Origin of the sequence: Paenibacillus sp. 8b26 (assembly GCF_050626875.1) — a bacterium.
Classification (GTDB): domain Bacteria; phylum Bacillota; class Bacilli; order Paenibacillales; family Paenibacillaceae; genus Paenibacillus.
The window spans coordinates 4,695,612-4,718,905 of the sequence record NZ_CP192445.1 but is presented as its reverse complement, the minus strand read 5'-3'; the positions used below and the strand labels follow the sequence as shown (position 1 = coordinate 4,718,905).

Below are 23,294 nucleotides of genomic sequence, written 5' to 3'. Positions count from 1 at the left end.
TCCCCCTGCTTTTTTGAACTATCCCTCTACCCGATACACACTCTTGATACGGCGAATGACATCCAGAGATTCAAAATGCTCCAGAACCTTTTTCATACTTGCCTTACTGGCCAAATGGGTTACGATAATAATTTCAGCATCTGGATTGACCTCATTTGGTTGCTGCACCACAGATGCCAGACTGACGTCGAATTCAGCAAATACCTGTGTGATCTGCGCCAATACTCCGGCCTTATCATCTACATGCAGAAGTACGAAGTTTTTGAAATACACGTCCTCGTCACTGCTGATTTTTTTAGGGTTATAAGGTACGATGGCCTTAAGCCCATTCACGCCGAGCTTGAGGTTCTTCACTACAGCCACCAGATCGGCCACAACCGATGTAGCTGTTGGCATTTCTCCTGCACCCGCACCGTAGAACATGGTTTCACCCACGGCTTCACCGTGTACATAAACTGCGTTGAATACCCCGTTCACCGAGGCCAAAGGATGCTGCTTCCGTACCATCGTCGGCTGAACATTGATCGTAAATTCATCACCCTGACGCTCCGCAATGCCAAGCAGCTTCATTTCATAGCCCAGTGTTTTGGCAAAAGTGATATCTTCACTGGATACCTTTGTAATACCAGTAACGCTTACGTCCTTAAGCTCTACATCCGAACGGAAGCCGAGCGTACCGAGGATAGCCATTTTACGGGCAGCATCCAGTCCCTCCACGTCTGAAGTCGGATCAGATTCCGCGTATCCAAGCTCCTGCGCTTCCTTGAGAACTTCCTCGTAAGAAGCCCCCTCCTGACTCATTTTGGTTAAAATGAAATTGGTTGTACCGTTCACAATCCCCATAATACGAGTAATGCGATCGGAGGAGAAGCCTTCAATCAGCGTACGAATAATCGGAATACCGCCCGCTACACTTGCTTCATAAAAAATATCACACTGCTTTTCCTGCGCCTTCGCCAGTACTTCAGAGCCGTGAAGAGCCATTAAGTCCTTGTTCGCTGTTACGATATGCTTGCCGCGCTCCAGCGCTTCCAGAATGTACTTCTTCGTCTGATCCACGCCACCCATGACTTCGATAATAACATCAATCTCTGGATCACGGATGACCTCCCACGGGTCCTCTGTAAGCTTGGCGGGATCGACTTCAATGGAACGATATTTCTCTATATTTTTAACAGCTATTTTTTCAATAATGATCGGCGAACCGACTTGTCTGCTCAAATCTTCCTGATTTCCTTCCACGATTCGAACGACTCCCGTTCCTACCGTTCCTAATCCTAACAATCCTACTTTGACCGGTTTCATCCATTCCCCTCCTGCTAACTTTATCTAATAAGCTTTATAGCTCTTAACCTTGCCCGATCAAGCGAACGCGCTTCACACCGGAGATGGTTTCCAGGCCCTCCAGCAGAACCCCGAGCTCTTCACTAAGTCTGGACATTTCTACCGAAATGACTACGTTAGCTCTGCCTTGCAGCGGAATGCTCTGCTGGATCGTTAGCACATTGCCTCCGTAATCTGCCACCCTGCCAAGTACTCTGGACAGCATGCCGGATTGATGCTCCAAATCAATAGAGATATTGACAATTCGCTCACGCTCCAGCTGGTTGACCAAATGAATGCCATCCTTATATTTATAAAAGGCGCTTCGACTTAGCCCGACTTGCTCCACGGCGTCATGCACGGTTTTAACATCTCCCGAAGCAAGCAGCAGCTTAACCTGGATCGTCTTAACGATAGCTTCAGGCAAAATATCTTCCCGTACCAAGTAATAGCGCTCTTTCACGAACGTCCTCTCCTCAAAGACTTATGTTTTTATATAGAGGACATTATATCGAAACTCCTGACAATCGGCAAGCTAACGGTACAAAAAAACGGCTACTGCCGTCTATAGAGTTTCCTATAGCGTAGTAACCGTCCATACTTCAGACAAGTATTTCATTTTTAGTAATAGCTGCTGCCTTCCACGAATTCAAACTCGAAATCGGCAATGCGTACAGGCGTTCCATCAACAGCACCACGCTTGCGCAGCTCAGCATCCACACCCATGTGGCGCAATGTTCTTGCTAACTTTAAAATCGCATCGTGCGAATTCAGCTGCATACGCTTCATCATGCGCTCGATTTTGACACTGTGCACCACGAATGTATCGTTTTCACGTACAATGGTGAAACCTTCATCCTCTGCCTTATCCAGCTTAAACACCTTACGTTCATTCACTTCCGCTACTTCCTCAACAACTGGCTCGTCCGGTATTTGATCCAACAGATCAGCAGCCCGATAGAGCAGTTCCTTTACGCCTTGGCGTGTCAACGAGGAAATGGGCATAATTTCGAGATCTGGACGAACAGAAGCGATTTGTTCCTTGAATTGAGCCAGATTTTCTTCCGATTCCGGCATATCCATTTTATTCGCCGCCACAATTTGTGGACGCTCGGCTAATGCCGCGTTATATTGCTTTAATTCGTCGTTAATTTTAGCCCAATCTTCAAACGGATCACGACCCTCAGAGCCCGCCATATCCACGACGTGGATAATGATACGTGTCCGTTCAATGTGCCGCAGGAATTCATGTCCCAGTCCTATGCCTTCATGAGCTCCTTCAATCAATCCAGGCAGATCGGCCACAACAAAGTTACGATGGTCGCCTACATCCACAACACCCAAATTAGGCGTAATCGTTGTAAAATGGTAGGCACCAATCTTCGGTTTTGCGGAAGATACTACCGACAGCAATGTGGACTTCCCTACGCTAGGAAAACCAACCAGGCCTACGTCAGCCATTACTTTAAGCTCAAGGGTAATATAACGTTCCTGTCCCTCTCCGCCGTTCTCAGCCAGCTCAGGCGCTGGATTGTTTGGTGTGGCAAAACGGATATTTCCGCGCCCCCCACGTCCGCCTTTGGCCACGATGACCTGCTGACCATGACGTGTCATATCTGCCACTACTTCACCCGTATCATCATCCATGATGACTGTACCCGGAGGTATGCGTACGATCATATGATCCGCATTGGCTCCATGCTGGCTTTTGTTGCGGCCTTTTTCTCCACGTTTAGCTTTAAAATGCCGCTGGTACCGAAAATCCATTAGGGTACGCAAGCCTTCATCGACTCGGAAGATCACGTCTCCACCGTTACCTCCGTCACCGCCACCAGGGCCGCCTTCAGGAACGTATTTCTCACGGCGAAACGCAATCAGCCCGTCTCCACCGTCGCCGCCCTTAACAAAAATCTTCGCTTTATCTACAAACATGGTTACACCTTCCTTATGTCTGACACTGCATCCGAATTTGAAGCATTTCTCCCGTAGGAAGCTTCTCTGTTCGAATGCGTTCACTTCCGTGTCCGGATCTGACCTGCTTTAACAAATTCAAATCAGCAGGTACGTCACTGCCTTCAAACCGGACGATAACATCATTCTCATCCATACCGAAATAAAGTGTTAATCTGCGCACTTCTCCCCAGGACGACCGGCCCCCGCCATATTGATACGCACGTACCGTTTCTATGACGGCCGAGGCAAGCGACTCGCCGTCTTCGGGAGACATGACAGCGTCCAACTTTAAGTGCTCCTCAACCTGAACCGACAACTGTAAATTTCCGGCGTTCACGCGAAAAGACTGCAAATAAAACACCAGCGAGGGAATACCCAGCTTGGATATTTTACTGTCCTCTGCTACACGCCCTTTTATTGTTTCCACATAAGCAGCCGATTTATCATGCTTATTCATACGAATATAGCCATAAAGCACCTGCAAGTCATTCATCCAGTCATGCCGGTGATGATTGAGAGCTGCGATAGCTGTACGCTCCAAAGAACGCAAAGCAGCTTTCCGCTCGGCTTCAACCTGTCTCTGTATATACCACATGCTAAAACAGGCGGCAATAACAGACCACACGGCTAATATGATAATCGTTAGTGCTGCAGGATAGAGCAGTGAAAAAACCAAAGGAATCAGAATGGAACCCAACGCCAGATGAGGCGCTCTTATCCGCTGGAACATAGCTTCTCTCCGTTCTGCGATAATTAAAATGGATTAATAAAGAACCTTAATCCAGTATAGCACAGACTGACTTTCCAGTTCATTACCATCATACAAAAAAAGCCTCCGACAAAATTGCCGGAGGCTTTTCAGCGTGTCTAAGCCGCTATTAAGCTTCTACAGTAGCTGCTACTGGAGCAACGTCGATCGGGTAGATGCTCACCTTTTTGCGATCACGGCCCCAACGTTCGAACTTCACAACGCCGTCCACTTTCGCGAACAGAGTGTCGTCCTTACCGATGCCCACGTTCGTGCCCGGGTGAATTTTCGTTCCGCGTTGACGAACCAGGATGCTACCGCCGGTAACTGCTTGACCGTCAGCACGTTTCACGCCAAGACGTTTCGATTGACTGTCACGTCCGTTTTTTGTGGAACCTACACCTTTTTTCGATGCGAATAATTGAAGATCCAATGTCAATTTCAACATGATGTCTACCTCCTTCTTTGTTTATTTTCTATTTGAATATACTTACCGTATGATTCAGCAATGCTTGTCAGCATAATTACCATGGATTCCAGCAACAGTTGTACCTGTGCGTTCGCCTCATGATGAATTTCAGGGGGAAGATACGCGCTCAAAAAGCCGTTTTCCATTTCCGATTCCATATCAACGTTTGTAAGAGTTCCAATCGAATTGACCGTGCCTACAGTTACTGCTGATACGCCAGCACATACGATATCCTCGCCAGATTTGGCGTAATTCGCATGACCTTTAATGGAAAATCCCTGTATGCTGCCATCCTCCAGTCGTGTAATACGCACGATAATCACTTATCGCACCCTCTTACGCTTGGATTTTTCCAATCGTCACTTTCGTGTACGGTTGACGATGACCTTGCTTCACATGGTAGTTCTTTTTAGGTTTGTATTTGTATACAATGACCTTTTGGCCTTGACCATGTTTCTCAACTGTAGCTGTTACAGTAGCTCCGGAAAGAAGCGGTGTACCTGTAGTCAAGCCATTGTCGCTAGATACTGCCAGAACACGGTTGAACGTTACAGTTTCACCATCGGTAGCTTCCAACTTCTCGATGAACAATACATCGCCCTCTTGAACTTTGTATTGCTTACCACCTGTTTCAATAATTGCGTACATTTGCTTGCACCTCCTTATGTCTCAGACTCGCCTAATCGCAGGTGACAACTTCCCTGAGGATGCTGTACTTCAGTACCTGATTGGAGCGGTTACAGCATGTGCAGCCAATCTTACGCATGACACATACTAAAAGATTGTAGCATAAGCTTCGTCCACATTCAACCTCTACTTTAAAATGATTTTGGAAACGCAGTGCCTTATAAAAACGTCTTTTCCTCGCGTACCTTTTTTCGAGTCATCTCCAGAAGTCCTAGCCGTGTCCAGCCAACGACATATGATTTGGTTCGGTCTTTTTTCAGCCTAGACTCCAGCACAGAGGACACTTCACGTCGGTTCTCCTCTTGTTCCATGTCAATAAAATCAATGATGATAATGCCCCCGATATCACGCACACGCACCAGTCGGGCAATCTCTTCAGCCGCTTCGACGTTAGTCCGAGTCACCGTCTCTTCCAGATTGCTGCCCCCCGTAAATTTCCCTGTGTTCACATCAATGACGGTTAGTGCCTCAGTATGGTCAATGACGATATATCCGCCGCCCTGGAGCCATACTTTTCGCGCAAAATCACGTTCCAGTTGCTCATGGATGCCATAGGCTTTAAATATGGTCTCTTCTGCACCACGAAATATGCTCACATGAGCTTTCTCCGGACTGATCTCACGCAGTAATATTTCCGCTTCCTTGGCCTGTTCCTCACTGTCAATAACCAGCTCATCCTGCTCCGGTGTAAACACATCCCGAATCAGACGCTGGACGATGCTCAAATCCCGGTGCAGCTCACATGGAGCCGAGTGTTCAGCAGCTTTACGCTGAATGACTTCCCATTGCTGACGCAACTGGTTCAGGTCATTTTCAATCGCTTCTCTGCTCATTTCCTCCGAAACTGTACGGATAATGACTCCTTCTTCACCTGTTCGAAGCTGCTCTCCCATCGCTTTCAGACGAGCCCGTTCTCCCTCACGCTCGATCTTTTTGGATACAGCCACATAATCGGCGCGAGGCATATATACGATCCATCGACCCGGAAGTGAAAAATGAGTGGTTACTCTGGCCCCTTTGCTACCCACGGCCTCTTTCAACACCTGCACTACAATTTCCTGCCCCACCTTCAACAGCTCGGAAATGGAGGGCTTTACCTTAGGTTGCTTGTCCAAATGGGCGTGAAGTACGTCATCCACATATAAAAAGGCATTCTTTCGCTGTCCAATGTCAACAAAGGCGGCTTGCATTCCCGGCAGTACATTGACGACTCTGGCTTTGAAAAAGGAACCAAGAATTCCCCGCTTTCGCGGCAATTCAGCTGCATATTCTACCAATCGTCCCTCTTCCAGCAGTGCCATTTGGGTCATCTGCTGCTGGCATTGTACAATCATTTGCTTCATGGTTTTTCAACCTCTCTGGATACAGCCTCTTTCCTCAACTCATAAAAAACTGCTACTTTTCTATTTAGGTTTGGATTTTCCGCCATCCGGCGGGCGCGCTGCAAAATAAGAGCGAATAAGGCGTTGCTCTGGCAATACCGCTACAATCCGTCCCTGCTCATTCATGACATAAACCATATGGTATCGGTCCCTTTTGAAAAGACGCAAAACAGGCTCCAAATGTTTCATAGGCAAGGATACAATTGGCAAGGCAATACTTCCCTTAGCTGCCTCCCGGTAAAAGAGCTCGTCCCTTCCCAGCAAAAAACGTATAAAACGATAAGGGATATTCCGATAATCCACAATATTAGAATAAAGCAAAAAAATCCCTACCGCCAGCAGATTTAAATGCATAGGTCCATTTTGCCTTAATAACGGCGAAATACCATAGATACAAAATAGCAGGCTGGTCACAATGCTGGCTCGAAAAGTCCAAACTAGAGTACGGTGATACGGGATGGATAAACTCATCAGCGCCTGCATTATTTTTCCGCCGTCCAGTGGTAAAATCGGGAGCAGATTGAACAGTGCAATGACGGCATTTCCCTGAATCATATAATTTATATATTCATGCTCCCCCCCGCTCACATTTCTAAGCAATAGAAGGATGACAATCATAATTCCGTTTTGCAGAGGGCCAGCTAACGCAATGACAATCTCCTTCCACGCGTTGAGCTTCCCCTGGTCGTCAATGACGGCCACCCCTCCAAAGGGTAGCATCTGTATGGTCAGTACTCGCGCGCCCAACAACGTGGCTGCTGTTGCGTGCCCCAGTTCATGAATGAACACCAGCGTAAACAAAGTCATGATCTCGATAAAATGTCCTGTCAACACAGAGGTTAGCATCACCAGTACGAACAGTGGATGCAGAGACAAAGTCACGCCCCGGACATTAATCAAGGGCTACCACTTCCGCCGGATCAATATACTGATCTCCTCTCTGCACCGCAAAAAACAGAGTCGCCGCCTCACTGCCACTATGGCCTGCTGGCAGCACACCGACCTCGTCCCCCTCCTGGACCCAATCATTCACCTTTAAGGTAGAGCGGAATAGACGTCCGTACGTTACCGTAATACCGCCAGTGTGACGAATCGTAATTGTAATTCCACTTTCCGGGTGATTAAATATGTCCAGCACACGTCCAGCATCTATACTTTTGACAGCGATTGCCCCATTACCAGCAGCATTTGGTGCAATTTCCACTCCTTTGAGACTTAGCGCAAATGGCTGTGTTATATTCCCTTGAATTGGCGGAGAGCCTTTGCGGACTGCGTTCACCTTGTGTGTTTCAGGTTCCTCTCCAAAGATCGGTAAAAAGGACGGGGCCCCATCAAAATAAGTTTCATACCATTGTCCGGCGGCTGCAAAATCCATATCCTTATTTAAGGCATCCGCGATAAACATTCTCAAATTGACGGCATAGGGAACATCCCAGCGAAATAATCCCCACACCAACCCAAATAGCATTGTAGCGAACACAGACCTGCGCCAAAAAGAAACCCAAAAAGACGGACGCCGGTTCTCCCCAAAAGATTGCTGCCAGCGTTGTCGTTCATTTTTCCATTCGGTTTCCGGGTCTCTGGGCCGGTTGGTACTGACTGCTGGCATCGGCTTCATTTCCTTGTTCCTGTACCTGTCCTGATTCATGCCTGAGGAATACTCTTCCGCTTTGTTTCTCGCGATCAGCTGCTGTATGCGTTCTTCTCTGCGCTGCTTGATTCCGGAGTTTTTATTCATCCTGTTCCAGCCCCCCAGCGAGGTATGTTTGGTACATCTTATGAGGACGGGCTTCAACTTATGTTGTCCGGTTCGGGATTACGTATCTGAAAATGAAAAAATCCGACGCAAGCGCACCGGATGGTCTGTATATATGGCGGTTATGTAGTGAGTCTGAAATTAAGATTCAGGATTTATAGAAGTTTAAAAAGGCAAGCCAAAAACACTTAAATAAGTTTATTACTTATTTAAGTGTTCGTAATTAAGATGAAAGGACTAAGAAGTTTTAAAAAAGCCTGCAATTCTTCGTACGTATCTTTCCTCTACATCCATTCTCTTACTTAAAAACAGTTTAGGAATTTTGCGCAGGCAGTAGCGAAGCGGGTGATTTGAATCTGAAGAAGTGAAGCGTTCGCCTTTGCCATGGGATTCTTACCACTAAATGTTTTACAAATAAAAGAATCCCGTGGCAACAGCGATCGTAAGATCAAATTACACGCGGAGCTGTCTCCCAGCCATAACTCACTGTTTTCTTCATCCACCCATACCAAAAAATTTCTTAAACCGTGTCATCACGCTTTTCTTTTGATCCAGTTGCATGAGTGGCACTGTATCACCCAGAATCCGTCTAGCAATGTTACGGTAGGCAATCGCTGCCTGTGAATCCGGATTCATGACGGTAGGCTCACCTGTATTGGCTGCCTTGATTACCATTTCATCGTCCGGCACAATCCCGATAAGGTCTATGCTAAGCACTTGTAAAATGCCGTCAATATCCAGCATATCCCCGGATTTGACCATGCTGTTGCGGATACGATTAACCACCAGTTTTGGTGAAATCACATGCGAGCTTTCCAGCAATCCGATAACCCGGTCAGCATCGCGCACAGCAGCATTTTCCGGTGTCGTTACGACAATCGCCTGATCCGCTCCAGCAATAGCATTTTTGAAGCCCTGCTCAATACCCGCAGGACAATCAATTAATATATATTCAAAATCCTTTTTAAGCTCCAAAATAATATCCTTAACCTGCTCCGGCGTTACGGCACTCTTGTCCTTGGTTTGAGCAGCAGGCAGCATATACAGCTCCTCAAAGCGCTTATCCTTGACCAAAGCCTGATTTAAACGGCAACGACCTTCCGCTACATCGACCAGATCATAGATAATCCGGTTTTCCAAACCCATAACAACATCCAGATTACGCAAGCCGATATCCGTATCCACTAAGCACACCTTTTTGCCGAGCAGTGCCAGCGCTGTTCCTATATTGGCTGACGTCGTCGTTTTGCCGACGCCGCCTTTTCCTGAAGTGACGACGATAGCCTCTCCCATGTGCTACACCCCTTTGAACACGTTAAAATCGCGGCCCAGACGCACAATATTACTCATTTTATCTATTTGCATGGCGCCGTCCTTGAGATACGCAAATTCCATTCCGGATTCACGCGTCTCCCATTCATCGGGCGGACGACTGATCATTTCGGAAATTCGCAGCTGTGTTGGTGCAAAATAGGAGGCCGCGATAATTGCCTCGCCATTTCCCTCCATCCCCGCATGCGCCATACCCCGCAGGGCACCGAGCACGTAGATATCACCAGTACACGTTATAATTCCACCGGGGTTCACATCTCCCAAAAAGAGTAAATTCCCGTTATGATGAAGCACCTGGCCTGAACGGATAATCCCTGTCACGGTGTGAATGGGAGCTTTTCCCTGCACCTCCGAAGGCAGTCCGGGCGATTCGACGGACCGTATGAGCAGATTCCCCTTCTGTCTCAAAATATCCAGAATACTTTCCTTTTGTTCCTCCGTCACTTCCCGGCTTCCCAGCTTAATATCCACATGAATAATCGGTCCGGTTAAAATATTTTGATGACTGTGCTCCAGCTTGAAACGCAGCTCGCCCAGCAAATCCTCAAACTCACATTGATCGTCCAGAAGGAATACCAGGCCGTCTTTGATGCCTTTAATCGTGACATGATTCGATTTCACCGCCATTAGCCTGTCCCTCCTATCTCAATCATTTCGTCCCCGGAACGTGAAATCCCTGCTAACCCGGACAAAATGTGTGTAAAAAGACCTAGACTTTCTCTTCCTTTTTCACACGAATACCCAAACGCTGCAATTGCTTGCGAACGGGGACGTAAATGATGAGGGCGAACAGAAAATGGATAAATAAATCAGGGATCATATATTGAGCCAACGCCCAGTCGAAAGTCTGATGGTTCAACTGGAACAGATGATCAATGGCAAAAAGCATCGAATCCAGCAGAAAACTGCCGATCAGCACAGCTCCCATCATAATAGGCATCGGCGCACGTCGAGCTGTAAATACCAGCCCCAGCAAATAAGCCGACAATCCCATTGCAAAAGAGTAAGGTCCGATAATAAACCCGTAATACACAACGTCATGAATAAGTCCAAAAACAATACCCAGTACCAATGCCGTATGGCGACTATAATACACGGATACAAACAAAATGACGACATACACGAGATTCGGAACCATTCTTGGATGCCAACTATCCGGAAGAAGCCACGGAAGAATCGTTCCCTCAGCTATAAACAGTACAAACAGCAGCAGTATTAAAACCTGACCGCGTATCTTCATTATTCCGGTACCTCAGGAGTGTAAAGAACGAGCAATTCTTTCCAATCCACGAAGCTGGCTGCGGGTTTGATAATCGCTGTACGTGTTTGTCCGAACTCGCCAACCTGGATTTTTTCTACCGTACCGATCAACAGATTTTTACGGAACTTCCCGCCTGCTCCAGACGTAATGATCTGATCACCTTTTGCGATTGGATCATTTTCCTCAATGCGAGTCATTTGAAATCTATTCGTAGCCGGATCATAGCTTTCAATCATACCGAACGAATTATTTTCCTTGCCCAGTGCTGTCGCTGCGATTGCATAAGAATTTGGATTTTTAGGGTCTAATGTAGTCAATAGCGTAACCGTAGAAGTGAAGTTCGCTGTGCGACTAATAACCCCCACAAACCCTTCAAGTGATCTGACTTCCTGACCAACCTTGGCCCCGTCCTTTTCACCAATATCAATAACAAGCGTTTTGGAATCATTACTGACGCTATTTACCTGTGCAATACGATAATCATATTGATTTTTGGACTTTTGCGTTTGGGTGAATTTCAGTTCTTGCTCAAGTCTGGCGTTTGTCTCTTTCAAGTTAGAAGTCTGAATCTGCTCGGCTGTTAACTGCGCTACGGCAATTTTCAACCGTTCATTTTCACTATAAATGCTCCGCACATTCCCGATATCTTCAAAGAAGCCCGCTATTGCTGAAGCGGGCCTGTAGAAGATACCTTGCACAAAGCCAATTGAATCTCTGGCGAACTTTTCCGGCCAGGTTAAGGAATTTCTCTGTCCAAGTGTGATCCCCATAAGGGCAATAAACAGAACAATTCCGATCAATAGAATAAATAGTCTTTTATTGCCGAACAGCTTAAACAGTTCCTACACCCCCGATTCAACGTCTGGAACGGACGGCAGAACTGCTGCGCGATTTGAACAAATGGATATTTTCCAGCGCTCTGCCTGTACCGATTGCCACGCAATCCAGAGGATTTTCCGCCACGATGACCGGCATACCGGTTTCAGCCGCCAACAACTTGTCCAAGTTGCGCAAAAGTGCTCCGCCACCAGTCAATACAATACCTCTGTCCATAATGTCTGCCGCCAGCTCGGGAGGACATTTTTCCAGTGTTACTTTGACTGCTTCCACAATTGCATTCACTGTATCGGACAATGCTTCACTGATTTCATCTGACGTAATCGTAATCGTCTTCGGCAAACCTGTTACCAGATCACGTCCACGAATTTCCGACGTCTCCACTTGTTCCAGCGGCATTGCGGACCCGACTTCCATTTTCAACTGTTCTGAAGTCCGCTCACCAATCATCAGATTATATTGACGCTTCACGTATTGGATGATGGACTCGTCCATTTCATCACCAGCCACACGCACGGAACGGCTCGTCACAATCCCGCCCAGGGAAATAACCGCTACCTCCGTTGTACCTCCGCCGATATCGACAACCATGCTGCCCGTTGGCTCCCATACGGGAAGATCAGCGCCGATTGCAGCCGCAAACGGCTCCTCAATCGTGTACGCTTCCCGCGCGCCCGCTTGCTTTGTTGCATCTTCAACAGCACGCTGCTCCACCGCAGTAATTCCTGAAGGCACACAAACCATCACGTTCGGATGACGTGGAAACAAAGAACGTTGAGCTTGCGCCTGACGGATAAAATATTTGATCATCGTTGCAGTCGTGTCAAAATCCGCAATAACGCCATCCTTCATCGGACGGATCGCACGGATATTTCCCGGTGTGCGACCGATCATTTTTTTTGCAGATTCACCAACAGCTTCAATGGTTTTTGTGTCTGTACGCAAAGCCACTACAGAAGGTTCACGAACCACAATCCCTTTTCCTCTTACGTATACCAGCGTGTTTGCCGTCCCCAAGTCAATTCCTAAATCTTTTGTAAAGCCACCCAGCATGATGTTAATCTCCTTTTCTCTTCCCTGAAATCTGTTATCCATGTATAAACGGTTTATTCAGGCCGGCCTAGCCGGTCGGATTTAAATGTTTGATTTAAATAGTATATTATATCAGACCTTGTTCCTTCAAACTTACGAAGGTTCCGTCCCCGATCACGATATGATCGAGCACGTCGATGCCCACGATGTTGCCCGCTTCCATCAGGCGACGGGTCAACTGGACATCCTCCGGGCTTGGCTTCGGATCACCGCTCGGATGGTTATGAGCGCAAATAATCGAAGCACTGCTGCATTTGATCGCTGCCCGAAATACTTCACGAGGATGTACGATGGCGGCATTCAGGCTGCCCATGGATAGCGTTTCCTGGGCAATGACATGATTTTTAGTATTCAGGAACAGGCATACAAAATGCTCCTTCTGCAAATAACGAAGCTGCTCAAACAGCAAATCTGCCACGTCTCGTGGGCAACTGATCACCGGGGTCTCCAAATGGCGTGACAATGCCAACCGTCGCCCCAGTTCGATACCCGCTTTGAGCTGTATCGCCTTGGCATTGCCAATGCCTTTAATCTGGGTCAATTCGGTCATACTCATATCCACCAGTTGGCGCAAGTTCCCCGCCTGCTGCAAAATACGCTGCGCTAAATGCACCGATGACTCATTTTGTGTTCCCGTACGCAGCAATATTGCCAGCAACTCCGCGTTGCTTAAAGCTTCCGCCCCATATGTCATCATGCGCTCTCTTGGTCGTTCTTCATGAGGGAGGTCGCGAAGCATCAGTGTTGGCGACTCTAACATATGTTTATCCCCTTTAAGGTTGCAACACACTCACTCCGAATTCGGACAACATGTCCGACAGCAGGGAAAGCGGCAATCCTACGACGTTAAAATAACAACCCTGAATAGATTCCACCAGCGTAGCACCCAAACCCTGAATGCCGTACGCTCCCGCTTTGTCAGACGGTTCGCCCGTATTCACATATGCCACAATTTGCTCATGGCTCAAGGGCTTCATCGTAACCTCCGTTTGGCGGTGTCTGACAAGCGTTTTGCCGGTTACGGTATGTATGCAGGCCACCCCGGTGAATACACGGTGGGTTCTTCCCTGCAATGCTGTCAGCATGCGAACCGCGTCCGCATGGTCGGCAGGCTTACCCAGTACCAAACCATCCAGCACGACTATGGTATCACTGCCAATTACCAATCCATCTTCTTCGGACTGGCTGACAATGTTCACGACCGCTTCGGCTTTGCGTACCGCAAGGGCCTCCACAATTTGCTGAGGCGTCCAGCTCTCAGGCGTGCTTTCATCCGCATGACTCGGCATCACGTCAAAGGGCAGTCTAAGAAATGAAAGCAATTCCTTCCTTCTCGGTGAAGTCGATGCCAGAATAATGCGGGGCGTAATTTTCCCGTCCATAAGGGAAGCTCCTTTTCATCAGTTAGAGCCTGCGGTACAGCCAGAACGCGGCGATGATGCCGATCAGACTAAGCAGGCTCAATTCAAAATTTATCGTTATGTTGTAGCTGATAATATCCAGATCCGCTCTCGGCGACCAGGATATCGTAGTGGGGTGGGTCAGAAAGGAAAGGAATTTGATCGATTGAAGAGCTTTGGCAATCCATGCACCCAAGAGCCAACCGAGCAACAAAAACAGTATAAGCATTCCTACATTTTTTTTCATCCTGATCTTCCCTCGCCATTTTTTGACACCTTCATTATTATACGGTGATTTCAACCGCAATACAAACAGAAATCCGGCATGGGGAACTATTTCCAGTTCCTTGCCGGAAAACATTGAGAACCTATTGTTTTATGAATTGTATAAATTCCTTCTCATGTAAAACATATTCCATCATCGAAGACTGAATTTCCCAAATGTGCTCCTTGGCTGTGTTCTTGTTATATTCTCCAAGTGCCGAGACTGCACTGTTCATCGCCTTTTCCAGCGTGGATACGGAAGCAGCCGCTTCCTTCGGCAGGCCGGAGGGAAGCGCAGCGATATTTTGCGTCCACTGCTGGTGCAGATCGTTCAGTTCCTTCATTTCGGCGGCATTCGCCTTACCTGATCCGCCTGCTTCAAGCAAGGATGAGGAAAGCCCGCTCAGCTTGCCGACCAATGTGCTGCTTAGCTGAAAAAAGGTAGTGAGCTTTTCGCCTTCGCCCCCATAAGCTGCTTTTTCGAATCCAGGTAGTTGGAGCTCACGGACATACAACTCGACTCCTTGTGTTTTCAGTTGATTGCTGAGCAACTTGGCCTGTTCCCTGTCCGGCGATATCCCTGCATAGACTCGGTTCTGATCCTCTGTGTCCCCACCAGCGGCAATGCCTGCCTTCAACAGCTCTTCCTTTGCTTGCAAAGCCCGTTCAGGGGTACTGAATACTCCGTATTGCAGCAGGTAATAGGTTTGGGAAGGGACCTGAGCCGATACAACTGTGACAGGAGCAGAAATCTCTTTTACAGATGGTGTATCTGTACTAACAGATTCTTTAAAGACCGGAATAGCCTCCTCTGTTGACGGAACTGATCCCGGGAAAGCTCCACCTCCGTTAAAAAGCAACAACATGATATATCCAAACATTCCTCCGGTCATCAACGCACTGGCTACTGAGCCAATCAGCTTCCATCTGGAGGGATGGGGCGGGCGCTTTCGGTACTCTTGACTGGAACGATGAGTTTCTTCTTCATCCTCTTTCGTACCATCTGGCAGAAAATCCGTATCTGACCAAGAAGCTGCTGACCGCCCAAACGGATCATCCCATCCTTCCTGCACGATGGGAGCGGGAGCAAAACGTCGCCTCGTGCCAGGTCTATTCACGCCCGGTGGCTCGTTAATTTCTGAAATTCGTTCAGTCTCGCTGTTTGCACCTATGCCGCTAATTCTTTCTGTTCTTTCATGCTGGTTAGCAGCTTGAGGCTGTTTCTCGCTTTCATACCGTTCCGCTTCTTTATTTGTTTCACGCTGCTGGCTAGTTATCGGCCCGGTTTTGTACGGAAGCACCTGTAGCCTTTCCTCTCGGCATGTCTCCGACGTCTGTTGATCGAACCGGAATGTCATCTTTGCCTTGTTCACGGATGCACTCCCTCCTTGTCCCATACTTCCTCATAGTCTGTTGTATGAGTCAGGAAGTGAAAATATGCCCCGGGCACTACAAAAAAGGGTATCCCGAGGACACGTTTCGTGTTCGGGATACCCTTGAATGGTTGTATTTCATAGGCATAACGCCTTATAGATACTTATTAGACTTGCCGTTCGCGCAGAAGGCGTGCCAGTGTGTCGCCCACTCTCCAGATATCTCCCGCGCCCATTGTCAGCACAAGATCACCCGGCTGAAGGCGATCCTTCAACTCGTCGATGACAGCTTCCTTGGTTGGCAGATAAATGGCATTCGCGTTGCTGTTCTGGACGATTAAATCCACGAGCTTGGAAGAATGCACACCTTCAATTTGTTTTTCTCCCGCCGGAGAATAAATGTCGGTAATAATGACTTCATTTGCCTCGCTGAAAGCACGACTAAACGCATCCAGCAGGAAAAAAGTACGGCTGTAGCGTTGCGGCTGGAACACGGCAATAATACGCTTTCCAGTCACTGTAGCTGCACTAATCGTAGCCTCAATCTCTGTTGGATGATGGGCATAATCATCAATAACAAGAATGTCATTGCTTTCGCCAAGCACCTGAAAACGACGCTTTGCTCCGTGAAACTCCACAATAGCCGCAGCAATTTGCTCAAATGGGATACCTGCCTCCAAGCAAGAAATCACACTAGCCATAGCGTTGTACAGATTATGTTTACCCGGTACAGACAATTCGATGGTTCCAAGCACCGTCCCTTTGCGGTTCATGGTAAAGCTTAATCGACGGTCACCCAACTGGATATCCGTTGCCGTATAATCTGCTTCATGCTCGACTCCATAGGTAATGACTCGAGTCTGAATCTGAGGCAGCATTTCCCGTACGTTCTGATCATCAGCACATACGATAGCCGCGCCATCCGGCCGGATTTGACTCAAGAACTGTACATAGGCACTTTTCAGACGATTAAAGTCGCCATCATAATTTTCCAAATGGTCGGCTTCAATGTTGGTCACGATACCTTGCCAAGGATGATATTGCAGAAAAGAGCCATCACTCTCATCTGCCTCGGCAACGACAAACTCGCTTTTGCCTGCTTTGGCATTCGTCCCCAAATTCGTGATTTCGCCGCCAATAATGTATGTTGGATCGACATTACATCTCTCCATGACCAGAGCGATCATCGAGGAGGTTGTCGTTTTCCCATGTGCTCCCGCAACAGCTACTCCCTTACGCTCGTTAAGCAACCTTGCGAGCATCTGGGAACGATGCAGGGTCGGAATATTCAATTCCTCTGCTGCCACCCGCTCCACATTGTCACGGGACAGTGCCGTCGAATAAACGACGATGTCCGCCCCTGTAACGTGCTCAGGCGTGTGCCCGAGGTATATTTTTGCGCCTTTCGCCGCCAGTTTTTCTGTCAGCTCCTGTGATGCCACATCTGAGCCTGTCACGGTATATCCCATCTCCAGCATGACCCGAGCAATCGCGCTCATCCCGTAACCGCCGATACCGATAAAATGAACATGTTCCGAAGTAATCAACAAATTTCACCAACCTTTTTCCGAATCGGTTTGATACATAAGGGTAGCCCGTACATCCGCAATGAGATACAGTGTTCCGGACACCACCCCCAGATCCTCCGCTTCCGTATGTGACTGAAGCAGGCGAAGAGCCTTTTTCCAGTCACCTTCTACAATAATTTTCAAATCCGTTTTGGCATGGGACGGCCGCAGCTTCTCCACGAGATGAGCCAGTTCAGCGGCATTCATTTTGCGGCGGAAATCGGGCTCGGTCAGGATAAGCGTATCCACTAGTGGCAGTATATGCTGCAAGTATGCTTCATGATGCTTGTTTGACAGCATACCCATCATTAAAACCATTTTTCGGTACGAATACAGTTGGGGAAGACTCTTTGCCAGCGTCTGCGCCCCTTCTGGATTATGAGCACCGTCAATAACAATTCGCGGCGAACTGCTGACCTGTTCTAGACGACCTGCCCAGGCCGCTTCTCTAAAGCCCTCCAGTAGTTCAGCGTCATCCAGCACAAAAGCCATATACTGACGAAGCACCTCAAGTGTCATCAAAGCTCCTGCCGCATTAGCACATTGATGCTCGCCTAACAACGTGATGCCGATTTCCATGTGTCGGAAGGGCCCCGCAAACGAAAAAGTCTGTCCTGTTTCGTCCCCATTCAGCCGTTCATACGTAAACTGTTCTCCTGCTAGATACAAGGTAGCTCCCTGCTTTGCCGCCGTTTCCCGTATAACCTGAATAGCCTTTGGCTGAGATACACAGCTAACAACAGGTACGCCTGGCTTGATAATCCCAGCCTTTTCACCTGCGATCTGTTCAAGTGTATCCCCTAAAATATCCGTATGGTCATAGCCTACATTCGTAATGACAGAAACGATAGGACTCACGATATTAGTTACATCCATCCTTCCCCCGAGGCCCGTCTCCCATACCACAACATCTGGAAAAGTCACCGTTGCATAATATAAAATAGCCAACGCTGTCGATACCTCGAACATCGTGGGTGATCCCAAATCACTGACCGCGATTTTCTTGACCAACGGATACAAACGATTGGCAAGTAAGACCAGTGTATCATCGGGAATATCCGTCCCGTTGAATTGGAATCGGTTCGTAAACCGGGTGATATACGGAGACGTAAAGGTCCCCACATCATAACCGCATTTCAGCAGGACAGAGGTTAAGAAAGCACAAGTCGAGCCCTTGCCATTGGTTCCGGCAATATGCACAAATTTAAGATGCCGTTGCGGATCACCCAACATGCTCATTAACTGCTCAATCCGTTCCAGTCCGGGTCTGATTCCGAACGGAATCAGACCGTTAATCCATTGAACTGCTTCATCATAGCTTTGTAAAGGAGCTACTCCCCCGCCCCTGATCGTATCTGACATTCTCTTCACCTTCAGGTCATTTTATAGTTAGTGGAATTATCCCTTGAGTTCTTCGATCCGTGCGATAACTTTGGCGCGCTTATCCGAATAATCGGCTTGCTTGGCCTTCTCTTCCTCGATGACTTTGGCTGGTGCCTTCGCCACGAAGCCTTGGTTGGACAGCTTTTTCTCCACGCGCTCCACTTCACTGTTCAAATGCTGAAGCTCTTTTTCGAGTCTGCTAATTTCCTGGGCAATATCAAGCAGGCCGGCTAACGGCAGGTACAACTCTGCTCCGCTGACTACAGAAGTCATGGCTTTATCTGGAACAGATAGCTCCAATCCCGCGTCAAATTCAGACGTATTACAGAATCGACGTACATATTCCCCATTGCGGCTAATGATATCGAGAACGGCTTGATCGCCGGGTTTTACGAGCAATTCGATCTTTTTACTCATCGGCACGTTCACTTCAGCGCGGATATTCCGCACAGCGCGAATCACGTCGATCAGCAAATTCATTTCAGCTACCGCATCCTTGTCCTCGAAAGCCGGATCATAGACAGGCCAAGCGGCCAGTGTAATCGTTTCGCCTTCATGCGGAAGATGCTGCCATATTTCCTCGGAGATAAACGGCATGAACGGATGAATCATGCGCAGTGTCCGGTCCAGCACATACGCCAGTACGGACTGTGTTTTCTTTTTCGCCTCTGCGTTTTCGCCATACAGGGAAAGCTTCGCAAACTCGATGTACCAGTCGCACAAGTCATCCCAAATAAAGTTATACAGAAGGCGGCCTGTCTCGCCAAATTCATAAGCATCTATTAGACGCGTGATATCGCGTGAAGTTTCGTTCAAACGATGCAGGATCCAGCGGTCAACTGTGCTCAAGTCACCAGTAATGTCGATATCCGCCGCAGTAACCCCTTCCAGATTCATCAGCGCAAAGCGTGACGCATTCCAGATTTTATTGGCAAAGTTACGAGCCTGCTCTACCCGTTCCCAACGGAAACGAAGGTCCTGTCCAGGCGTGCTGCCTGTAGAAACCATGTAACGCATGGCGTCTGTACCGTATTTGTCGATTACGTCGAGCGGATCTACACCATTTCCGAGAGATTTGGACATTTTCTTTCCATCCGCATCACGAACCAGTCCGTGCATCAACACATCCTTGAACGGAATTTCCTCTGTGAACTCCAGGGCTGTAAAAATCATCCGCGACACCCAGAAATAAATAATGTCATAGCCTGTAACCAAGACATTGGTTGGGTAGTAGCGTTTGAGGTCCTCAGTCTGCTCAGGCCAGCCCAGTGTCGAAAACGGCCACAAGCCAGAGCTGAACCATGTATCCAGCACGTCCTCATCCTGTTTCAGCTTTCTGCCAGCATATTCAGGCAAGGTTGTAGGGTCCTCCACCGATACAATAATTTCTCCGGTTTCTTCATCGTACCAGGCAGGAATACGATGTCCCCACCACAATTGACGGGAAATACACCAGTCACGCACATTTTCAATCCAGTGCAGATAAGTACGCTCAAAGCGATCCGGGACAAAGTTTACGCCATTGCCAGCCTTCTGCACTTCAATCGCTTTGGCTGCCAGAGGCTTCATTTCCACGAACCATTGTGTAGACAGATAAGGCTCTACAACCGCACCTGTACGTTCGCTGTGGCCCACCTGATGCACATGCTCCTCGATACGGATCAGGACGCCCTGCTCTTTCAGATCAGCGACGATTTGCTTGCGGCAATCACTGCGGTCAAGGCCCTGATATTTGCCTGCTTCGGCATTCATCGTACCTGTTTCATCCATAACAGTAATCTGTGGCAACTGGTGACGTTGGCCCATTTCAAAGTCATTCGGATCGTGAGCAGGTGTAATCTTAACCGCACCGCTACCGAAGTCTTTTTCTACGTAGTCGTCCGCAATAACCGGAATTTCTCGTCCGATAATCGGAAGTACGAGTGTTTTGCCGATCATATGCTTGTAACGTTCATCCTCAGGATGTACGGCTACCGCTGTATCGCCCAGCATGGTTTCAGGACGCGTGGTGGCTACAGTGATAAATCCGCTGCCATCTTGAAGCGGATATTGCAGGTGATACAGATTGCCGTTTACCTCTTTGTATTCCACTTCAATATCTGACAAAGCCGTACGTGCAGCAGGATCCCAGTTAATGATGCGTTTACCGCGATAAATCAGGCCCTTCTTGTACAGCTTGACGAATACTTCGCGAACAGCTTGAGACAATCCGTCATCCAGCGTAAAACGTTCACGTGAATAGTCGAGGGAGAAACCCATTTTTTCCCATTGATTATGGATATTGTCCAGGTATAGATCCTTCCATTCCCAAACCTTCTCCAAAAATTTCTCGCGTCCCAGATCGTAGCGCGTCAAGCCTTCCTCACGCAGCTTCTGCTCTACCTTCGTCTGGGTGGCAATGCCCGCATGGTCTGCTCCTGGCAGCCACAATGCGTCATAGCCCTGCATCCGCTTGGTGCGAATAATAATGTCCTGCAAAGTAAAATCAAGAGCATGTCCAATGTGCAGCATGCCTGTAACATTCGGCGGTGGAATAACGATCGTAAAAGGTTCTGCCTCTGGAAGTCGCCCAGCGCGGAAATACCCCTTCTCCATCCACGTTTTGTACCATTTTTTCTCTGTTGATTTTGGATCGTACGTTGTCGGCATTTCCAAGGTTGTCTTGTTGTCTTGTTCTGACATATCAGGATACCTCCATGATTTTTCAATTGGCAAATAAAAAAAGCCCTTCATCCTCAAAGGACGAAAGGCTGTTCTCTCGCGGTACCACCTTTGTTTCACCCCTAGTGTATGTATCCACTGATCCATTACACATGGTGTGACACTTATGCAGATAACGGCTGCGGACCGGCCTTATTCTACCGTGAACCTCGTACCTTCCGTTGGGATTAAATGAGGGACCGTTCGAACAGACGACTCCCGGGTGACTTCGGCCAGTAGCTTCCTGCGGAACCTCACAGCGCTGCAATTCCACTCTCTGAAGGGCTTGCTGCCTACTCTTCCCGATCTCAGTCTTTCAATAGCTATACCACATCATACATTTCCCATTGACTATAGTCAACACCCGTTGCTCATTTTCCAATGACCGGGTTAAGGGATGTACAATACCTGCCCTTCTTCCACATGTTGCTCTGCCAGCCTGTTATACAATTGAAGCTCCCGTGTGCTGAGTTGGTAGCGGTCAGCGATGGTTTCCAGCGTATCTTCACGCTGCACGATGCATAGTCGGACCTTGCGGAAAGACGTTTCATCCTGTGTATGGAAAAAAAGGTTTTTCCACTTGGCATCCTCACGCTCTTCTTCGGCTTCCTGCGCCTGGCCCTGCGGTTCTTGCTCCAGTTGCTGCTGGTATTCCGCTTCCTTCACTGAACGACTGGATTGGAGCAAAGATGAGTAGACCACCGGGTCCGGCTCGTCTGCTTTTTCGTTCTTTTTGCTGTTCAACGCCACGCGCATCTCCGGCTTATCGTCGGCAACAGTATCATGGAACGCACCGTCCACCTGCTCTAATGTCTCAGGTCTAAAATCATTCACCTGACCTGCTTCAAGCTGCGGCTCCAAATAGATCTCCGACTCCGTAACATGATGCGGTTCAGCAAGCAAAGGATCATAGACCACATCGGGAGCGGTGGAGGATATTTTCGGGTCACTTCCCGTCCATGCTTCCTCTTGCTGAAATCCCCATACTTCCGGTGTCTCATGCTCATGCTTTATCCCGGAAGTGCTAACTTCAACAGCTTTACTCGCCCAAGGCTCATAGATCCGGTTCGGGTCTACAGCAGGCTCATAACCTTGCTGTTCCGATGATGACTTCTGTTCCCCATACTTCTGTGACGGCTGTTCCCAGGAAGCGTACTCCTGCTGAGCCGGTACCCTGTATGAAGATTCAGACTCCGTCGTGTGATTGAATACAGAATCCTGGGTGGCATAAGTTTCTTCCTGACGCTGCTCTCCATTCGTGGAAAAGGGTTGAGCGGGATGTTCAGGTGCGTGCACCACCGTAAATTCCTCATCCAGCCAAACCGCTGTCTCCTCCGCATGGGAGCTTTCCACCCCGTGCAGGGAGAGAACACCAGTAATATTCAGACTACGTAATGACAGCAGGTCCACATCAAAATTCTCAATCTCAACAGAGATGTCTTCCAATCTTCCTACCCGATTCAGTGGAATCGTAATTTCCACAGGGATCAAATGATGAAGCTCGTTCGTTACCTGTTCAGGTGTGCGGTATACGCCCTCCAGCAGCAAATGCCCTCGCAAAGCGGCATGGTCGCCGTGGGTTACAACCTGAATGCGTGGCAGAAGCTCAATTTCCTCCAACTCAGCAATCCCGGCAGCTTCCTCCGTCAAATGAATGCGTTCATAAATATCAAAACGCAAGCCTTGCGGCTGATCATTCTGTTGTTTGTTCAAGGATGGCATCCTCCTTTGGGCAGCCTCCGCACATCCTCTGACTCCTGTCAGGC

The 23,294-nt window shown here is 48.2% G+C and carries 23 protein-coding genes and 1 other annotated feature; all 23 genes read right to left on the bottom strand.

From position 1 onward, the window contains the following. Positions 1 to 18: 18 nt before the first annotated feature. The gene (locus ACQ4MX_RS21975) at positions 19 to 1,305 is read right to left on the bottom strand and encodes a homoserine dehydrogenase (protein ID WP_431087303.1); all 1,287 of its coding nucleotides are present in this window, start codon (positions 1,303 to 1,305) and stop codon (positions 19 to 21) included. Positions 1,306 to 1,348: 43 nt separating this feature from the next. Then, positions 1,349 to 1,786 carry an ACT domain-containing protein gene (locus tag ACQ4MX_RS21970; RefSeq protein ID WP_007431685.1) on the bottom strand — a complete coding sequence of 146 codons (438 nt, stop codon included), beginning with the start codon at positions 1,784 to 1,786 and terminating at the stop codon, positions 1,349 to 1,351. Positions 1,787 to 1,944: 158 nt separating this feature from the next. Beyond that, positions 1,945 to 3,255: a GTPase ObgE gene (obgE, locus tag ACQ4MX_RS21965; RefSeq protein WP_431087302.1), complete on the bottom strand. Its 1,311-nt coding sequence runs from the start codon at positions 3,253 to 3,255 to the stop codon at positions 1,945 to 1,947. Between the two features lie 13 nt (positions 3,256 to 3,268). After that, positions 3,269 to 4,006 carry a Spo0B domain-containing protein gene (locus ACQ4MX_RS21960; protein ID WP_431087301.1) on the bottom strand — a complete coding sequence of 246 codons (738 nt, stop codon included), beginning with the start codon at positions 4,004 to 4,006 and terminating at the stop codon, positions 3,269 to 3,271. A gap of 148 nt (positions 4,007 to 4,154) precedes the next feature. Then, positions 4,155 to 4,472 (bottom strand): 50S ribosomal protein L27, encoded by a 318-nt coding sequence (gene rpmA / locus ACQ4MX_RS21955; RefSeq protein WP_014277581.1) that lies wholly within the window; start codon positions 4,470 to 4,472, stop codon positions 4,155 to 4,157. A gap of 5 nt (positions 4,473 to 4,477) precedes the next feature. Further along, positions 4,478 to 4,816 (bottom strand): ribosomal-processing cysteine protease Prp, encoded by a 339-nt coding sequence (locus ACQ4MX_RS21950; protein WP_431087300.1) that lies wholly within the window; start codon positions 4,814 to 4,816, stop codon positions 4,478 to 4,480. Between the two features lie 13 nt (positions 4,817 to 4,829). Next, positions 4,830 to 5,141, bottom strand: a complete 312-nt coding sequence (gene rplU / locus ACQ4MX_RS21945; protein ID WP_014277583.1) for a 50S ribosomal protein L21 — start codon at positions 5,139 to 5,141, stop codon at positions 4,830 to 4,832. Between the two features lie 13 nt (positions 5,142 to 5,154). Continuing rightward, positions 5,155 to 5,242, bottom strand: a sequence feature (ribosomal protein L21 leader region). Positions 5,243 to 5,338: 96 nt separating this feature from the next. Further along, positions 5,339 to 6,523 (bottom strand): Rne/Rng family ribonuclease, encoded by a 1,185-nt coding sequence (locus tag ACQ4MX_RS21940; RefSeq protein WP_431087298.1) that lies wholly within the window; start codon positions 6,521 to 6,523, stop codon positions 5,339 to 5,341. Positions 6,524 to 6,583: 60 nt separating this feature from the next. After that, positions 6,584 to 7,462, bottom strand: coding sequence for a M50 family metallopeptidase (locus ACQ4MX_RS21935; protein ID WP_431087297.1), 879 nt, complete (start codon positions 7,460 to 7,462; stop codon positions 6,584 to 6,586). Then, on the bottom strand, positions 7,455 to 8,300 hold the full coding sequence (locus ACQ4MX_RS21930; protein ID WP_044645673.1) for a M23 family metallopeptidase: 846 nt from the start codon (positions 8,298 to 8,300) through the stop codon (positions 7,455 to 7,457). The genes ACQ4MX_RS21935 and ACQ4MX_RS21930 overlap by 8 nt, the downstream gene beginning before the upstream one ends. A gap of 513 nt (positions 8,301 to 8,813) precedes the next feature. Then, positions 8,814 to 9,611, bottom strand: coding sequence for a septum site-determining protein MinD (minD, locus tag ACQ4MX_RS21925; RefSeq protein ID WP_013311596.1), 798 nt, complete (start codon positions 9,609 to 9,611; stop codon positions 8,814 to 8,816). Between the two features lie 3 nt (positions 9,612 to 9,614). Further along, complete coding sequence (minC, locus tag ACQ4MX_RS21920; RefSeq protein ID WP_134913039.1) at positions 9,615 to 10,277, bottom strand: septum site-determining protein MinC; 663 nt, start codon at positions 10,275 to 10,277, stop codon at positions 9,615 to 9,617. An 82-nt stretch (positions 10,278 to 10,359) separates the two neighbouring features. Then, positions 10,360 to 10,890, bottom strand: coding sequence for a rod shape-determining protein MreD (gene mreD, locus ACQ4MX_RS21915; protein ID WP_431087296.1), 531 nt, complete (start codon positions 10,888 to 10,890; stop codon positions 10,360 to 10,362). Then, the gene (mreC, locus tag ACQ4MX_RS21910; protein WP_431091383.1) at positions 10,890 to 11,717 is read right to left on the bottom strand and encodes a rod shape-determining protein MreC; all 828 of its coding nucleotides are present in this window, start codon (positions 11,715 to 11,717) and stop codon (positions 10,890 to 10,892) included. The genes mreD and mreC overlap by 1 nt, the downstream gene beginning before the upstream one ends. Before the next feature lie 49 nt (positions 11,718 to 11,766). Next, positions 11,767 to 12,801, bottom strand: a complete 1,035-nt coding sequence (locus tag ACQ4MX_RS21905; RefSeq protein WP_044645671.1) for a rod shape-determining protein — start codon at positions 12,799 to 12,801, stop codon at positions 11,767 to 11,769. Positions 12,802 to 12,907: 106 nt separating this feature from the next. Beyond that, complete coding sequence (gene radC / locus ACQ4MX_RS21900; protein ID WP_149094815.1) at positions 12,908 to 13,600, bottom strand: RadC family protein; 693 nt, start codon at positions 13,598 to 13,600, stop codon at positions 12,908 to 12,910. A 13-nt stretch (positions 13,601 to 13,613) separates the two neighbouring features. Beyond that, positions 13,614 to 14,222 (bottom strand): Maf family protein, encoded by a 609-nt coding sequence (locus tag ACQ4MX_RS21895; protein WP_149094814.1) that lies wholly within the window; start codon positions 14,220 to 14,222, stop codon positions 13,614 to 13,616. A gap of 22 nt (positions 14,223 to 14,244) precedes the next feature. Continuing rightward, the gene (locus ACQ4MX_RS21890; protein WP_044645689.1) at positions 14,245 to 14,487 is read right to left on the bottom strand and encodes a DUF4321 domain-containing protein; all 243 of its coding nucleotides are present in this window, start codon (positions 14,485 to 14,487) and stop codon (positions 14,245 to 14,247) included. 121 nt (positions 14,488 to 14,608) lie between these two features. Beyond that, positions 14,609 to 15,877 (bottom strand): SPOR domain-containing protein, encoded by a 1,269-nt coding sequence (locus ACQ4MX_RS21885; protein ID WP_431087295.1) that lies wholly within the window; start codon positions 15,875 to 15,877, stop codon positions 14,609 to 14,611. A 167-nt stretch (positions 15,878 to 16,044) separates the two neighbouring features. Continuing rightward, positions 16,045 to 17,424, bottom strand: a complete 1,380-nt coding sequence (murC, locus tag ACQ4MX_RS21880; RefSeq protein ID WP_431091382.1) for a UDP-N-acetylmuramate--L-alanine ligase — start codon at positions 17,422 to 17,424, stop codon at positions 16,045 to 16,047. A gap of 6 nt (positions 17,425 to 17,430) precedes the next feature. Further along, on the bottom strand, positions 17,431 to 18,807 hold the full coding sequence (locus ACQ4MX_RS21875; protein ID WP_431087293.1) for a bifunctional folylpolyglutamate synthase/dihydrofolate synthase: 1,377 nt from the start codon (positions 18,805 to 18,807) through the stop codon (positions 17,431 to 17,433). A 36-nt stretch (positions 18,808 to 18,843) separates the two neighbouring features. Further along, positions 18,844 to 21,510 (bottom strand): valine--tRNA ligase, encoded by a 2,667-nt coding sequence (locus ACQ4MX_RS21870; RefSeq protein WP_431087292.1) that lies wholly within the window; start codon positions 21,508 to 21,510, stop codon positions 18,844 to 18,846. Positions 21,511 to 21,918: 408 nt separating this feature from the next. After that, positions 21,919 to 23,241, bottom strand: a complete 1,323-nt coding sequence (locus ACQ4MX_RS21865; RefSeq protein WP_431087291.1) for a LysM peptidoglycan-binding domain-containing protein — start codon at positions 23,239 to 23,241, stop codon at positions 21,919 to 21,921. Positions 23,242 to 23,294 lie beyond the last annotated feature (53 nt).

Bases quoted from the DNA above. Each gene is read 5' to 3' on its own strand.
- ACQ4MX_RS21930 (WP_044645673.1), bottom strand. From the start codon at position 8,300: ATGAATAAAAACTCCGGAATCAAGCAGCGCAGAGAAGAACGCATACAG.
- rplU (WP_014277583.1), bottom strand. From the start codon at position 5,141: ATGTACGCAATTATTGAAACAGGTGGTAAGCAATACAAAGTTCAAGAG.
- ACQ4MX_RS21905 (WP_044645671.1), bottom strand. From the start codon at position 12,801: ATGCTGGGTGGCTTTACAAAAGATTTAGGAATTGACTTGGGGACGGCA.
- mreD (WP_431087296.1), bottom strand. From the start codon at position 10,890: ATGAAGATACGCGGTCAGGTTTTAATACTGCTGCTGTTTGTACTGTTT.
- radC (WP_149094815.1), bottom strand. From the start codon at position 13,600: ATGTTAGAGTCGCCAACACTGATGCTTCGCGACCTCCCTCATGAAGAA.
- ACQ4MX_RS21875 (WP_431087293.1), bottom strand. From the start codon at position 18,807: ATGTCAGATACGATCAGGGGCGGGGGAGTAGCTCCTTTACAAAGCTAT.
- minC (WP_134913039.1), bottom strand. From the start codon at position 10,277: ATGGCGGTGAAATCGAATCATGTCACGATTAAAGGCATCAAAGACGGC.
- ACQ4MX_RS21940 (WP_431087298.1), bottom strand. From the start codon at position 6,523: ATGAAGCAAATGATTGTACAATGCCAGCAGCAGATGACCCAAATGGCA.
- ACQ4MX_RS21870 (WP_431087292.1), bottom strand. From the start codon at position 21,510: ATGTCAGAACAAGACAACAAGACAACCTTGGAAATGCCGACAACGTAC.
- ACQ4MX_RS21960 (WP_431087301.1), bottom strand. From the start codon at position 4,006: ATGTTCCAGCGGATAAGAGCGCCTCATCTGGCGTTGGGTTCCATTCTG.
- ACQ4MX_RS21890 (WP_044645689.1), bottom strand. From the start codon at position 14,487: ATGAAAAAAAATGTAGGAATGCTTATACTGTTTTTGTTGCTCGGTTGG.
- ACQ4MX_RS21975 (WP_431087303.1), bottom strand. From the start codon at position 1,305: ATGAAACCGGTCAAAGTAGGATTGTTAGGATTAGGAACGGTAGGAACG.
- ACQ4MX_RS21895 (WP_149094814.1), bottom strand. From the start codon at position 14,222: ATGGACGGGAAAATTACGCCCCGCATTATTCTGGCATCGACTTCACCG.
- minD (WP_013311596.1), bottom strand. From the start codon at position 9,611: ATGGGAGAGGCTATCGTCGTCACTTCAGGAAAAGGCGGCGTCGGCAAA.
- rpmA (WP_014277581.1), bottom strand. From the start codon at position 4,472: ATGTTGAAATTGACATTGGATCTTCAATTATTCGCATCGAAAAAAGGT.
- obgE (WP_431087302.1), bottom strand. From the start codon at position 3,255: ATGTTTGTAGATAAAGCGAAGATTTTTGTTAAGGGCGGCGACGGTGGA.